This window comes from Pseudarthrobacter sp. RHLT3-21 (assembly GCF_059383495.1).
The window spans coordinates 114,630-128,421 of the sequence record NZ_JBWZCI010000001.1 but is presented as its reverse complement, the minus strand read 5'-3'; the positions used below and the strand labels follow the sequence as shown (position 1 = coordinate 128,421).

9 protein-coding genes and 2 tRNA genes are annotated in these 13,792 nt (G+C 64.7%); 3 read left to right on the top strand and 8 right to left on the bottom strand.

The window, feature by feature from the left end; genetic code table 11:
- Positions 1 to 73 precede the first annotated feature (73 nt).
- From AC50YA_RS00605 to AC50YA_RS00590, 4 genes are all read right to left on the bottom strand, one after another.
- A complete protein-coding gene (locus tag AC50YA_RS00605; RefSeq protein ID WP_494980468.1) occupies positions 74 to 853 on the bottom strand; it encodes a PIG-L deacetylase family protein in 780 nt (259 codons plus the stop codon).
- Positions 854 to 855: 2 nt separating this feature from the next.
- Positions 856 to 1,809 carry an electron transfer flavoprotein subunit alpha/FixB family protein gene (locus tag AC50YA_RS00600; RefSeq protein WP_494980467.1) on the bottom strand — a complete coding sequence of 318 codons (954 nt, stop codon included), beginning with the start codon at positions 1,807 to 1,809 and terminating at the stop codon, positions 856 to 858.
- Positions 1,810 to 1,823: 14 nt separating this feature from the next.
- Positions 1,824 to 2,624, bottom strand: a complete 801-nt coding sequence (locus AC50YA_RS00595) for an electron transfer flavoprotein subunit beta/FixA family protein (RefSeq protein ID WP_494980825.1) — start codon at positions 2,622 to 2,624, stop codon at positions 1,824 to 1,826.
- A gap of 291 nt (positions 2,625 to 2,915) precedes the next feature.
- On the bottom strand, positions 2,916 to 4,514 hold the full coding sequence (locus AC50YA_RS00590; RefSeq protein ID WP_494980466.1) for a S1C family serine protease: 1,599 nt from the start codon (positions 4,512 to 4,514) through the stop codon (positions 2,916 to 2,918).
- Positions 4,515 to 4,800: 286 nt separating this feature from the next.
- Here AC50YA_RS00590 and AC50YA_RS00585 point away from each other — a divergent pair, with 286 nt between their 5' ends.
- The 3 genes from AC50YA_RS00585 (at position 4,801) to AC50YA_RS00575 (ending at position 9,347) form a co-directional block, all read left to right on the top strand.
- Positions 4,801 to 6,846: a TPM domain-containing protein gene (locus tag AC50YA_RS00585; RefSeq protein WP_494980465.1), complete on the top strand. Its 2,046-nt coding sequence runs from the start codon at positions 4,801 to 4,803 to the stop codon at positions 6,844 to 6,846.
- A 110-nt stretch (positions 6,847 to 6,956) separates the two neighbouring features.
- Positions 6,957 to 7,742 (top strand): PspA/IM30 family protein, encoded by a 786-nt coding sequence (locus AC50YA_RS00580; protein ID WP_494980464.1) that lies wholly within the window; start codon positions 6,957 to 6,959, stop codon positions 7,740 to 7,742.
- A gap of 129 nt (positions 7,743 to 7,871) precedes the next feature.
- On the top strand, positions 7,872 to 9,347 hold the full coding sequence (locus tag AC50YA_RS00575) for a cryptochrome/photolyase family protein (RefSeq protein WP_494980463.1): 1,476 nt from the start codon (positions 7,872 to 7,874) through the stop codon (positions 9,345 to 9,347).
- Here the strand turns inward: AC50YA_RS00575 and AC50YA_RS00570 are convergent.
- The 4 genes from AC50YA_RS00570 to AC50YA_RS00555 all read right to left on the bottom strand — a co-directional run bounded on the left by AC50YA_RS00570 (position 9,337) and on the right by AC50YA_RS00555 (position 13,786).
- Positions 9,337 to 10,269, bottom strand: coding sequence for a cytochrome b/b6 domain-containing protein (locus AC50YA_RS00570; protein WP_494980462.1), 933 nt, complete (start codon positions 10,267 to 10,269; stop codon positions 9,337 to 9,339). The two genes, AC50YA_RS00575 and AC50YA_RS00570, sit on opposite strands and share 11 nt — an antisense overlap.
- A 130-nt stretch (positions 10,270 to 10,399) precedes the next feature.
- Positions 10,400 to 10,476, bottom strand: a tRNA-Met gene (locus AC50YA_RS00565).
- A 147-nt stretch (positions 10,477 to 10,623) separates the two neighbouring features.
- Positions 10,624 to 10,697 (bottom strand) — tRNA-Met (locus tag AC50YA_RS00560).
- 80 nt (positions 10,698 to 10,777) lie between these two features.
- The gene (locus AC50YA_RS00555) at positions 10,778 to 13,786 is read right to left on the bottom strand and encodes a UPF0182 family membrane protein (RefSeq protein ID WP_494980461.1); all 3,009 of its coding nucleotides are present in this window, start codon (positions 13,784 to 13,786) and stop codon (positions 10,778 to 10,780) included.
- Positions 13,787 to 13,792 lie beyond the last annotated feature (6 nt).

Here is a 13,792-nt window from a genome sequence, read left to right as displayed (position 1 = left end):
TGCTTCAAACGGCGTTTAGGGCACGTTATCTGGACAAAAACTCACGGGGGCAGGCTCAGCGAGGCGTGACTTCCTAGAAGCCGGCGACGGTCCCCGGGCCGTTGACGGCGACCACGTGGAAGGCTTCGGCGCTGCGGCCCTCGGCAAAGCCCGCACGGCGTCCGTTCACGTGCATGCCGTTCCGCACCGCTGCTTCCATGGCGCCGACGTCGGGATGCTGGCTCACGTGCACGTGGAGTGCCTTGAGCTTGGCGTCCACGTGGTCGGTGACATCCACAAAGTGGTTCTCGCGCTCCTCCGGCCCGGCATAGAGCCACAGCCACGGCAGCTTGAACGCCGCAAGGCCTGCCTCAGCCAGCTCCGGATAGGCGAACGGGTTTTCCACCGCGGGATAGACGGCCCGGGTCACGGACTCCCCCACGGCAAGGTGGTCCGGGTGGCTTTTCTGGAGGCGGTTCCAGTTCCGTTCCGGATGCATGGCAAGCACAACGTCGGGACGGATTTCCCGGATCAGCTTCACCACACCTTTCATCACCTCGTGCGTCGGTTCCAGGTAGCCGTCGCGCTCATGGAGGTAGTGGATGTCGGTCACACCCACGAGTTCGGCGGCCCGGCGCTGCTCGGCCGCCCTGAGGGCGATAATCTCCGCCCGGTGCACCGGGTCGAAGCCGCCCGCGTCGCCGTCGGTCATGATGCAGTAGCTGACTTGGATTCCCGCGGCCGTCCAGGCGGCGATGGTGCCGGCCGCACCGAAGTCGATGTCGTCCGGGTGGGCGGCGAAACAGAGCACCCGCCCAATCCGGTGGATGTCCGGGTTGAACGGGCTCTGTGCTGAGGCAGCGGTGTGGGCCAAGGTCAGCCTTTTCGCTTCTTGATTTCTTCGGTGGCCTGCGGAAGGACGTCGAAGAGATCCCCGATGATGCCAAAATCGGCGATTTCGAAGATCGGCGACTCGGCGTCTTTGTTCACGGCCACGATGACCTTGGCGGTCTGCATCCCGGCTTTCTGCTGGATTGCACCGGAGATACCGGCGGAGATGTACAGCTGGGGCGACACGGTCTTGCCGGTCTGGCCCACCTGGGCGTCGTGGCTGATCCAGCCGGCGTCCGTGGCTGCACGGGAAGCACCGACGGCAGCACCGAGGGCGTCCGCAAGCTGCTCCACGGGGCCGAAGTCGCCGTCCACTCCGCGTCCGCCGGCCACCACGATGCGGGCGTCCGACAGATCAGGGCGGCCGCTGGCCACCTTCTGCTGGCGGGCAGTGATGCGGGCCGCCGTGGCCGTGCCGTCCGCCGGTACTTCGACGGTGGAACTCTCCGGGGCGGACGCCACGGATGCCGGCTCCGGCGTGACGTTGTTGGCCTTCACCGTCAGCACGGAAACCGCCGTGGTGGTCCTGGCAGCGGTGGTGTAGGAACCCGCGAGGACCGACTTGTGCGCTGTACCGTCGGCGTCGACCGCCACAACGTCGGTGATGACGCCGGCGTTGATCCGGATGCCGAGCCGCGCCGCGATCTCTTTGCCCTCGGGCGAGTTGTCCAGGAGAACGGTGCCTGCGCCGGCGGCACCGGCGGCGGCCGCGACAAAAGCTGCCTTAGCCGAGACGAGGTAGTCATCCAGGTCCTGGGCGGAGGGCCGGAAAACGGCGCTGACGCCGTATCCGGCGAGCGTGGCCGAAACATCCTGATGCAGATCGCCGTTCAGGGCGACAGCGGTCTCTCCGAGGGAACGTCCCAGGGTGAGCAGTTCGAGGGTGCTCTTCTTCAGGGAATCGCCGGGGTTGTCAATGAATACGAGTACGTTTGCCATGTCTGTGATCCCTCTTAGAGCAGCTTCTGGGCGGCCAGGAAGTCGACGAGCTTGATGCCGGCGTCGCCTTCGTCAGTGATGATGGTTCCGGCGGTGCGCGGCGGGCGTTCCTCGGCAGCGGTCACTATGGTCCAGGATCCGGCGTGGCCCACGTGCGCGGGATCAACTCCGATGTCAGCCAGCGACAGGGTGATGATGCTCTTGCGCTTGGCCGCGATGATGCCCTTGAAGTTGGGGTAGCGCGGCTCGTTGATCTGGTCCGTCACCGACACCACGGCCGGCAGGGATGCTTCGACGGTCTCCGAGTAGGTGTCGGCGTCGCGGCGCGCGGTGAGGCGGCCGCCGTCGACCGTCAGCGAGGACGCAAAGGTGACCTGCGGCAGGCCGAGGCGCTCGGCGAGCTGGGCCGGGACCAGTGACGTTTCGCCGTCGGTGGATGCCATTCCGGTGAGGACAAGGTCCACCGGGGCGCCGGTGCCGAGGTGGCGGATGGCGGCCGCGAGCGCAAGCGAAGTGGCGGCGGCGTCTGAGCCGGCCAGCGCACTGTCCGTGAGGTGCACTCCTTCGGTGGCGCCCATCTGGAGTGACTTCTTCACCGCGTTCACCGCACCGGACGCGCCCATGCTCAGCGCAATGACCTGGTTACCGGCTTTGGCGCCACCGCGGGCCTCCGCCAGCTGCAAAGCGGCCTCCAGCGCGTATTCGTCCAGCTCCGAAAGGATGCTTTCGTCACGGTCCGTCGTGTAGCCCTCGCCGGTGAGGTGACGGTCAAACTGTGCGTCCGGTACATGCTTGACCAGGACGATGATCTTCAATGTCTCTTCCACTGTATTTACAGCAGCCTTCCATGCTTGTGGACAGCCAGCCGGATGGGGTCATGGCCTCGGAACGCCCGGGGTACGGGTAGATCCTAGCTAACCATATAGCCGTCCCCCGTTGCCGTCCCGTTAACGCCTGTGTCACGGCCCTGCCGGGCGCGCACGGGGAACACGTACGACGGCGGCGGCGCAGGACGGTGGCAACAAAAGACGACGGCGGCGATCACCTTGGGTGAGCCCCGCCGTCGTCCGTGTTTATGGTTTGCCGTGTGTTCTGCTGCTCAGGCTTTACTGGTCAGCTGCGGTTCCAAGCGTGACGTCGAACGTCTGTTCCTGGCCGTTACGCAGGACCGTGAGCTTGACCTTGGAGCCGCCGGGCTGCTCGCGGACGGCCGCGGTCAGCTGGTTGGGCTCGCTGATGACCAGGTCATTGAACTTGGTCACCACATCGCCCACCTTGATGCCGGCCTTGGCTGCCGGTGAGTTTGCCTCTACCGTGGCCACGTCAGCGCCGACGGAGAATCCTGACGCCGTTCCACTGGAGGACTTGTCCTTGACGCTCACACCCAGCTGGCCGTGGGAGGCCTTGCCCGTGTTGATGATCTCCTGCGCCACCCGCTTGGCGTTGTTGATGGGGATGCTGAAGCCCACACCGATGTTGCCGCTCGACGCGGAATCGGAGCCGGCGGACGCGATGGCCACATTGACGCCGATGATTTCGCCCTTGGTGTTGACCAGTGCGCCGCCGGAGTTGCCGGGGTTGATGGCCGCATCCGTCTGGATCACGTTGATGGAGATGGAACCCTGGTTCGCGGTGCTTTGGCCCTGGCCACCGTTTGGCGGGGCGAACTGGAAGCCGCCGTCGCCGCTTTCGGTCTTGTCACCTTCTTTGGGTGCCGCCGACGAAGCAACACTGATGGTCCGGTTGAGGGTTGACACGATGCCGTCCGTGACGGTGCCCGTGAGGCCCAGCGGGGAGCCGATGGCGATGGCCGTGTCGCCGACGTTGAGCTTGCCGGAGTCTCCGAGGGTGGCAGGGGTGAGCCCGGATGCGTCGTCCACCTTGATGACCGCAAGGTCAGAAAGGGGGTCAGTGCCCACCAGTGTGGCCTTGAGGACCTTGCCCGCACTGGTGCGGACCTCCAGGGCTGCGTTGGCGCTCTGGCCATCCAGGGTCACCACGTGGGTGTTGGTCAGGATGTGGCCCTGGTCGTCCAGGACGATGCCCGAGCCGGTCCCGCCGGAGCTGCCGCTGGAAGCGCTGATGGTCACGACGCTGGGGGAAGCCTTCAGTGCGGCCGCCGTGATGGCGTTGACATCGTCCTTGTTGTTAACAATCACGGTCTCAGGCTGGCTGCTGCTGCTCGCGGCCGACGGCGAGCCATTGTTGAAGAGGTTGCCCGAACCGACCGTGGCCACGCCGCCGCCCACCAGGCCGGCGGCGAGGATGCTCGCCACGAGGGTCCCAACGCCGAAGGACGCTTTGCGGCGCGGTGCGTCAGCCGGGTTCGGGGCAGCGTTGTACTGGCCCGAAGCGTACTGGCCCGGGCTGTACTGGCCCGGGCTGTTCTGGCCCGCAGAGCCGCCGGGCGCGGCCGAATGCGCTCCGTGCTGGGCGTACTGGTGGCCGGGAGCCTGCTGGCTCGGTGAGTGCTGGCCCGGTGTCTGCTGGCCGTAGAAGGGATCGCGGGGAGGATAACCCGGACGGGGCGCACCCGGCAGCGGCTGGGTGGGGTTCTCGGGTGCCCCGGAGCGGTCCAGCTGCTCCGTCGGATTGTTGTGACCGACAGCGTCACTGCGGGCCTCCGCAGGGTTCTGGTCCGCGTTCCGGTTCTCATCCGGATTGCGGTTCTCCGGCGCTGCACCCTGGGTTGGGTTCTCAGTCATTGGACTTCCTTTCATGCTCGTCTGCATTAACTATGTACCGTCTGGCTGGAACTGGGGCGAACGTTGGCTGGGAGGTTGCTGTGAGACCGAATTTCGCTGCTAACAGGCACTTCCAAGGGTTTCGCTGGTGGCATATTCGCCGCTGTGGACGCACCAAGAGGTGCACCATAGAATCAAAAGGAAATGCCACAGCGACCTGCGGCTTTACACCACGCGTGGGGGCGCTGCTGCATTCTGAGACGCTCATTCGTCCCGAATCGGTGTCAGGCGTGCTGAAGGGTTGCACATGCGGTCAAAGTTCAAACGTATCCTCGCCGTGATCGGCCTGACCGGGCTGCTCGCGGTTCCTGCCGGCGCGGCCTGGGCTGAAGACCCGGTGACCATCCCATCCGGAACGAACATTGTCGATAACGCCAAGGTTCTCGGCGGACGCAGTGGCGAGGTCCAGGAAGCCATCCAGAAGCTCCTGAAGGACCACAAGTACAACCTCTATGTGGTCACGGTGGACTCCTTCGAGAACCCCACGAAGCCGGAGGACTGGGGCAAGGCCGTTGCGACGCAAAAGTCCATGGGCAAGGCCGATGTCCTGCTGGCCATCTCAACAGCAGGCCAGTTCTACTTTGCGACGGACGCTGCGAGCACCATCAGGTCCAAACAAGCCAACATCAGTCAAAACGCCGTCACGGCCAATCTTGCAGGCGGTAAAAAGGATTACGCCCAAGCAGCGATTGACACCGCGGCGGCCATTGGCGACGCAGCGGGCGGCGGCAGCGGCAACGTCCCCTCGGGTGGCGGCGCCGGCGCAGCTGTCCTTGTTGGCACGGGAGTAGTTGCGGCTGGTGGAGCCGGCGCCTACCTTTACTTCCGCAACAAGCGGAAGAAGGCGGCCTTGGCATCCAGCGCCAGCTACGGCCCCCAGGGCGTCGAGCTCGATCCGCTGGCTTCGCTCAGCGTCGAGGAACTCCGCCGCAAGAGCGGCTCGCTGATCATCGAGGCCGACGACGCCATCAAGTCCAGCGAGCAGGAACTCGGCTTCGCCGAGGCCCAGTACGGCGATGCCGCGGTGGGGAACTTCACCGAGGCCCTGGCCGAGGCCAAAGCCCACATGTCCGAATCCTTCAAGCTCCAGCAGCAGCTTGACGACCACATCCCGGACACGGAAGAACAGCAGCGCAGCTGGCTCGGCGAAATCATCCGCCGTTCAGAGGCAGCGCTCGGCTCTCTCCAGGAACAGAAGGCCGACTTCGACTCGCTCCGCGAGCTCGAGAAGAACGCCCCGCAGGCACTGGCAGCCATCAGCGCCGGAGCGCAGGAAGCCGAAGCCAAGATCGCCAGTGCCGAACAGTCACTGACGGCTTTGCGCGCCAAGTACGCGGACAGCGCGCTGGTGCAAGTCGCTGACAACATCACCCAGGCCAAGGAACGCCTGGACTTTGTGCAGAATGCCACGGCCACCGCCCAGGAGAAGCTCACCGCAGGCGAGGGCAGCCTCGCCGCGGTCGCCGTGCGGGCATCTGAAGAGAGCCTGCACCAGACCAACGTTCTGCTGGACGCCATCGCCAAGGTGTCCGCCAGCCTGGACGGGGCCCGCAACGGCCTGGATGCGGCCGTCGTCGAAACTACCCAGGACCTCGCACAGGCGAAGGCCATGATCCAGTCGGGCGAACACCCCGAACTGGCCGGCCCGGTCGCCGGCGTTGAGGCCGCTCTGGGCCAGGTCAAGGCCGAAATCCAGGGCGGGAAAATCGATCCCATCGCCACCCTGCAGCGCGTTGAAACAGCGCACCAGGCCCTGGACCAGTCCCTCACCGGCATCCGGAACCAGCAGGACCAGGCCCGCCGCGCGCAGGCGTCGCTGCAGCAGACCATCATGGCGGCGCAGGCGCAGATCAGCGCCACATCGGATTACATCACCGCCCGTCGTGGCGGCGTGGGCACCGAGGCCCGCACGCGGCTTGCAGAGTCCCAGCGCAACCTCGACTACGCGCTGTCCATCTCGCGTAACGATCCCGTTACCGCGTTGACTTACGCCCAACAGGCCCACGCCCTCGCGGCCCAGGCAGCGCAGCTGGCCCAGGCTGATGTCGATAACTTTGGTGGCTACGCCAACCAGGGCTTCGGCGGCGGGGGCATGTTCGGCGGGCGCGGCGGAGGCGGCGGCGGCCTCGGGGGCGCCATCCTTGGCGGTATCCTCATCAACTCCATCCTCAACGGCGGCAGCGGCGGAGGCTGGGGTGGAGGCCACAGTGACGGCGGCGGTTGGGGCGGTGACTCCGGCGGCGGGGACTTCGGCGGAGGAGATTTCGGCGGCGGAGACTCGGGAAGTTTCTGATCCGACAAAGGCTAGGCGCCGGACGGGATCACCCTGCCGGCGAAACAAGCGGTACAACAACTGTTCACTGATCTCAGTGGCCACCATTGAGCAGGACGAAAGGTAACACCATGGTTAAGCAGTCCATTTTCGGCCGGATCGCACAGCTGGCAAAGGCAAACATCAACACTTTGCTGGACAACGCTGAGGATCCGCAGAAGATGCTGGACCAGATGGTCCGGGACTACACAAACAATATTGCGGAGGCTGAATCCGCAGTCGCCCAGACCATCGGCAACCTGCGTATGCTTCAGGATGACTACCGCGAGGACATCAAGAATGCCCAGGACTGGGGCAACAAGGCCCTCGCCGCGTCACGCAAGGCTGACGAATACCGCAGCGCCGGCGATAGCGTAGACGCCGAGAAGTTCGACAACCTCGCGAAGGTAGCCCTGCAGCGCCAGATGTCCGCGGAAAGCGAAGCCAAGGGTGCTGAGCCGAGCATCGCCTCGCAGACCGAGGTAGTGGACAAGCTCAAGTCAGGCCTGGACCAGATGAAGGGCAAGCTCAACGAGCTGACCAGCAAACGCAACGAGCTGGTGGCGCGCTCCAAGACGGCCGCGGCACAGTCCCAGGTGCACGATGCCATCAAGAGCATCGACTTCTTGGATCCCACCAGCGAAGTTGGCCGCTTCGAAGAGAAAATCCGCCGCGAAGAGGCAAAGGTCCGCGGCCAGCAGGAGCTTTCCGCATCGAGCCTGGACGCCCAGTTCAACCAGCTTGAGGACCTCGGCGAGCAGGTGGAAATCGAAGCACGCCTGGCAGCCCTGAAGTCCGGTGGCGCCAAGCCGGCCATCGGCGCTTCCGGCGCCCGGTCTGAGTCCACGGTCGACGAAGCCGACTTCGACAAGCTGTAGCCAGCCGCGTCCGCCGCTGAGCGGGCCAGCCGGGGCCGGGGTTCATCACGAACCCCGGCCCTTGCCATGCCCGGACGGATCCTCCAACCGCCCGTGCGGCTGGTGTCGCGGATGTGTAGCGTGGAGGCCATGGCCTCCCCCGTCGCATCCTCCATCGTCTGGCTCCGTGACGACCTTCGACTGGACGATAACCCCGCCCTGTCCCACGCCGTCGAACTCGGCCTGCCACTCACGGTGGTCTACATCCTCGACGAGGAATCCCCCGGAATCCGTCCCCTGGGAGGCGCGGCCCGATGGTGGCTGCACCACTCACTGACGTCCCTGGCGGCGGCGCTTGCTGAGGCGAGTTCCATACTCACCCTCCGGCGTGGACCTGCCAGCCGCGTGATCCGGGACCTCGTTGCCGAAACCGGCGCGCAACACGTGCTGTGGAACCGGCGCTACGGCGGTCCCGAGCGGTCCCTGGACGCGGACATCAAGGCCTGGGCGGCAGAGAACGGCATCGAAGCCGCCAGCTTCCAGGCCAACCTGCTCTTCGAGCCGTGGACCATCACCACCGGCAGCGGCGGCCCCTACAAGGTGTTCACGCCCTACTGGCGGGCCTGCACATCGTCTGGCGAGCCCCGTGAGCCACTGGATGCGCCGGCCCGCCTGCCCTTCCCCGCCGTCGCCGGTTCGATGAAGCAGGCCGGCAGCGACACGCTGGCAGATTGGTCACTGCTGCCCGTGACTCCGGACTGGAGCGGAGGACTGGCTGCGACCTGGGAACCCGGGGAGGCCGGAGCACACAGCAGGCTTGAGGACTTCCTGGACGGGCCCGCACAGGACTACGGTACGGGGCGGGACATTCCCGGGGTGGAAGGCACTTCCAGGCTGTCCCCGCATCTTCGTTTCGGTGAGATCAGCCCGTTCCGGGTCTGGCATGAGCTCCGCCGCCACTTCCCGCGCGAGTTGACGCCCGACGTCGGGATCTTCCGGTCGGAGCTGGGCTGGCGGGAGTTCTGCTGGCAGCTGCTGTATGCCAATCCCCAGCTGGCTACGCGAAACTATCGGCCGGACTTCGACCGCTTCGAATGGCAGCAACCCACCGCGGCGGAACTGGAAGCATGGCAGCGGGGCCGGACCGGCTATCCGCTGGTGGACGCGGGGATGCGGCAGCTGTGGCAGACGGGCTGGATGCATAACCGGGTCCGGATGGCCGCGGCGTCGTTCCTCGTCAAGAACCTCCTGGCCGACTGGCGTATCGGCGAGGCCTGGTTCTGGGACACCCTGGTGGATGCAGATGCTGCCAGCAACCCCGCCAACTGGCAGTGGGTGGCAGGCTCAGGCGCCGACGCGTCCCCGTACTTCCGTATCTTCAATCCGGTGACGCAGAGCAAAAAGTTCGACGCCGACGGCCGGTACCTTCGCGAGTTCATTCCGGAACTCGCCCGGATGGACCGCAAAGCCATCCATGAGCCGTGGAAGCAGCCCAATGTCCAGGGCTACCCCGCGCCGGTGGTGGGACTCCCCGAGTCCAGGGAGCGTGCGCTGGCCACCTACCAGAAGCTTCGGGAGGACCAGCCAGGCCGGGACACGCCCACTGGCCCGGAAGTCAGCGGCTGACTTTGCCCATCAGGGAAGCGATAGGGCGAAGGAAGAGGGGACGGGCCAGGAACCAGGCTGCCACCATAACGGCAACCGAGGCCACGAAGACCCAGAATCCGAACCAGCCGGCGTCGTCGCTGCCGCCGTACATGTGGTTCAGGTTCCGCAGCGCACCGGTGGCGAGTACCAGGAAAACATGCACCACGATGAACGCCACGAAGTAGATCATGACCGGGAAGTGGATGGCCCGCGCGAGCTCAATGGGGTACGCCCTGTTGAGGGCGGTGGCCTTCTTGGGCCACGCGGAGGACGTCCGGATGCCGGAGATGAAAGCAAGCGGTGCGGCAATGAAGACAGTGGCGAAATACGTCAGCAGCTGAAGGGCGTTGTAGTTGACCCAGCCGTTGTCGGTGGGCCAGTTCAACGAAGCATACTGAAGCGCTGCGGAGAGAGCATTGGGGATAACGTCCCAGCTGGTGGGCACGATCCGCATCCATTGGCCGGTGGCGAACAGAAGGATGGCGAACACCAGGCCGTTGAGGACCCAGAGCGCGTCCAGCGTCAGGTGCAGCCAAAGCTCCAACGTGATCTTGGTGGGCGCGTTCTTGGTTTTGATCAGACTTTTGTTGTTGCGGGTCCAGTGGCCGCTGGGCCGCGTGGTGGTCCGCACCTGCCAGCCGGTCCTGATGATGAGCAGCAGGAAGAAGCCGTTCAGGAAGTGCTGCCAGGCCAGCCACGCCGGGAATCCCACAGGTGTGCCGTCAGGCAGTTCCGAATGTCCCGGATAGTCAGCCAGGAACGAGGCCACCGCAGGAAGGCCGGTCATCCACTTGGCCAGCAGCACCACGAGCACCAGCACGACGAGAGCGGCAGGAACACCCCAGTAGAGCCTGGACCGCTTGCCTGTCGAGGAGCCGGGCTTCTTCGTGGGTGTGGACATCGAACAACATTCCTCTCGAGAATGACTGACCAGGTGCCCAAAGGGCTTTGCGATCGAGAATACTAGGAAGCAGGTGTAATGAGGCAAAAGAAGACCCCGGCCGGCGTAATGCCGGTCGGGGTCTTCTACATGGTTGCGGGGACAGGATTTGAACCTGTGACCTCTGGGTTATGAGCCCAGCGAGCTACCGAACTGCTCCACCCCGCGTCGCTAAATCAACATTACCGTACTTTTGAGTAGACAATTACCAGTCGGGATTTGCGGTGGCCACGACCCCCGGGTTGCCTGCTTGGGTGGGGTCCGCTTAAACCAAAAAGTCCGGATTCTGTTTCCAGAATCCGGACTTTTCGCCAGTTGCGGGGACAGGATTTGAACCTGTGACCTCTGGGTTATGAGCCCAGCGAGCTACCGAACTGCTCCACCCCGCGTCGCAAGATCAACTCTACCGTCCGGTGAACGGGAGGCCAAATCCTGGTGGCGTGATGTGCGTCTCGCTGGGTCAAACCCCTTAGTTGCTGGCCGCAGGCGAGGGCGTCACCGTCGGCGTAGCTGCCGGCGACGGCGTAGCCTCGGGCGACGGCGTGGCTTCAGGGGCCGGCGCCGGAATCTTGCCCTCGGAGTCAATTGCCTTCTGCAGGGCCGCAGCCAGTTTCTTCTGCGCTTCTCCATAGGCTGCAAAGTCGCCGGCCGCCAGGGCTGCCTGGCCGGCCTTGATGGCCGCGTTCGCCTCATCCAGCGCGGCCTTCAGGTCAGCCTGGGCACCTGCGCTCACCGGCGGCGTAGTTCCCGTAGGGGGCGGGGTCTGGCCGGTGTTGTCGGAGTCGCCCGCGGCGGCTCCGGAGTCACCGCCGAAGAGTTGCTTCAGCGCCCCGTCGAGGGTCGGCGCAAAGCCGACCTTGTCACCGAAGGCCACCAGCACTCGCTGCAGGGTGGGGTAGGACGTCTCGCCGGTCGACTTGAGGTAAACCGGTTGGACATACAGGATGCCGCCGCCCACAGGTAATGTCAGCAGGTTGCCGTTGAGCACCTCGGAAGCGCCCTGCCTCAACAGGTTCAGGGCCTGGGACACGGTGGGGTCGGAGTTGAACTTGTTTTGCGCCTGCCCAGGCCCCGGGACCTGTGTTGCGGGTGGAATCTGAAGGAGGCGCAACTGGCCATAGCTGTCAGCTTTGACGCCCTTCTGGTTGCCCGCGTCAGAGTCCGCCGCCAGGAAGCCGTAAAGGACGTTCCGGGCAGTGTTGTTCACGATCTGCGGAATGAAGGAGGACGTGAGCTGGAACGCCGGTTGTTTCTGGTCCGGCATCTGCAGTGACATGTAGAACGGAGGCTGCTTTACATCTGTGGATACGGTGGGGTCGTTCGGCACGCTCCACACTTCGTCGCTCTTGTAGAAGCTCACGGAATCGGTGACGTGATACCGGCCCAGGAGCTCGCGCTGCACCTTGAACAGGTCCTCCGGGTAGCGGACATGGCTCATCACATCCCCGGACATCTCTGAGTACGGCTTAAGCGATGTGGGGAAGACTTTCTGCCACGCCTTCAGTACCGGGTCCTGGTCGTCCCACGCATAGAGGGTGACCGAGCCATCGTAGGCATCAACCGTGGCTTTCACTGAGTTCCTGATGTAGTTCACCGAACTGTTGGGAAGAGCAACGGTCCGGCCTGAGGTGGTTTGGGAGTCCGTGGTGGCAGCGGAGAGCTGCTCCTGCTGTGAGTACGGGTAGTACTGGCTGGTGGTGTAGCCGTCCACGATCCACTTGACGCGGCCGTCAACAACGGCCGGGTAGGCGTTGCCGTCCACCGTCAGGTACGGCGCGACTTTCTCGACCCGGTCACGCGGGCTGCGGTCGTACAGGATCTGGGATTCAGCGTTGACCCCGTCGGAGAGTAGGAGATCCGAGGACTGGAACTTGATCGAGTACAGGACCTTGTTGAAGAAGCTGCCCACATTGGGACCGCCGTTGCCGGTGAAGGTGTACTGGGTTTCCGCGTCCCCTTCCTTGCCGGAGGGCCTGTCCTGTTCGCGCTGTGGTGCGCCCGCCGGCGCGCCGACAATGGAGTACTCTGGGGAATTTTCGCCGAAGTAGATCCGTGGCTCGTAGGTGGAGTCATTGCCAAGGACTCCGGTTGATGGAATTCCCGACTGCAGGAACTCCGGCTTGCCGTCAACGGTGAACTTGTTTCCCTTGGCCGCCACCACGCCGTAGCCGTGCGTGTAGACGACGTGCTGGTTGAGCCAACCCTGCTGGTTTGTGGCGATGTTCGCCGGGTTCAGCTCGCGCACGGCGATGACGGTGTCCTGGATCTTGCCGTCCACCTCGTAGCGGTCGACATTCAATGCGTCCGGGAATTGGTAGTACGGGCGGTACTGCTCCAGCTGGGAAAACGCGTCGGAGATCAGGTTGGGGTCCAGGAGCCGGATGTTGGCTGTGGTCTGGGCGTCCGGGGCCAGGGCACCGGTGGTGGCGGTATTGGTGGCGTCGTACCGGTTCACCTGAATCTTGTCCAGGCCATAGGCGGCCCGGGTCATTTCGATGTTGCGGCCGATGAAGTCCTTCTCATACGTCTGCTCGGAAGGACGGACCTGGAACTGCTGGATGACCCACGGGTATACGCCGCCGGCGAGGATCGAGGTAATGATCAGCATTGCCGTGCCGATGACCGGCAGCCGCCAGCGGCCGATGACCGCCGCAACGATGAAGAGGATGGCCACCAGGCCTGCCGCCACGGCGAGGATCGCCTTGGTGGGGATCACGGCGTTTACGTCCGTGTACAGCGCGCCGGCCCAGCGCCCGCCGTTGCCCTGAAGGGCAGCGTAGCGGTCCAGCCAGAAGTTTGCGCCGAGCAGGATCAGGAAGGCTGCGCCGGTCACGGCGAGGTGGATCTGTGCGGCGCGGCTGGTGAACACGCCGCGTTCCATCAGCCGGATACTGCCGTAGAGGTAGTGGGTGAGGATTCCGGCGATGCCGGCCACCACAACCACGCTGATGAGGAACCCTGTGACGAATCCCAGGAACGGAAGAGTCATGAGGTAGAAGCTGATGTCCAGGCCGAACTCAGGATCGCTCTGGCCGAACGGTTCCTGGTTGAAGAACAGCAGCACTTTCTGCCATTGGCTGGCCGCAGCGCTGCCGGCGAAGAGTCCGAACAGGATGGGCAGGCCCACCATAACGACGCGGCGGACCGGCTCAAGCTGGGCCTGGTAGCGGTTCAGGTTGTCGCGCATCTCGGAGTCCGGCGCGTACACGGGACGTGCATGGTAGGCAACCCGGATGGCAAAAAAGACGGCCACGAACATAAGCGCGAAGCCGGCGAGGAAGATCCCGATCCGGGCGAGGTTTTCCGTGACAAACACTTCGAAGTAGCCGAGCTGCCGGTACCAGAGGACGTCAGTCCACACGTTGGCGAAGAAGATGAAGCCCACCACTGCGATGGCAACAACGATCAGCGTGGGCGTTAGGGCCCCGCGTCGCGAGGGGGGTCTTCCGGGCGGGATGGGGCTGGTAGGACGGGACAAACTCGG

Bases quoted from the DNA above. Each gene is read 5' to 3' on its own strand.
- AC50YA_RS00600 (WP_494980467.1), bottom strand. From the start codon at position 1,809: ATGGCAAACGTACTCGTATTCATTGACAACCCCGGCGATTCCCTGAAG.
- AC50YA_RS00590 (WP_494980466.1), bottom strand. From the start codon at position 4,514: ATGACTGAGAACCCAACCCAGGGTGCAGCGCCGGAGAACCGCAATCCG.
- AC50YA_RS00585 (WP_494980465.1), top strand. From the start codon at position 4,801: ATGCGGTCAAAGTTCAAACGTATCCTCGCCGTGATCGGCCTGACCGGG.
- AC50YA_RS00580 (WP_494980464.1), top strand. From the start codon at position 6,957: ATGGTTAAGCAGTCCATTTTCGGCCGGATCGCACAGCTGGCAAAGGCA.
- AC50YA_RS00575 (WP_494980463.1), top strand. From the start codon at position 7,872: ATGGCCTCCCCCGTCGCATCCTCCATCGTCTGGCTCCGTGACGACCTT.
- AC50YA_RS00570 (WP_494980462.1), bottom strand. From the start codon at position 10,269: ATGTCCACACCCACGAAGAAGCCCGGCTCCTCGACAGGCAAGCGGTCC.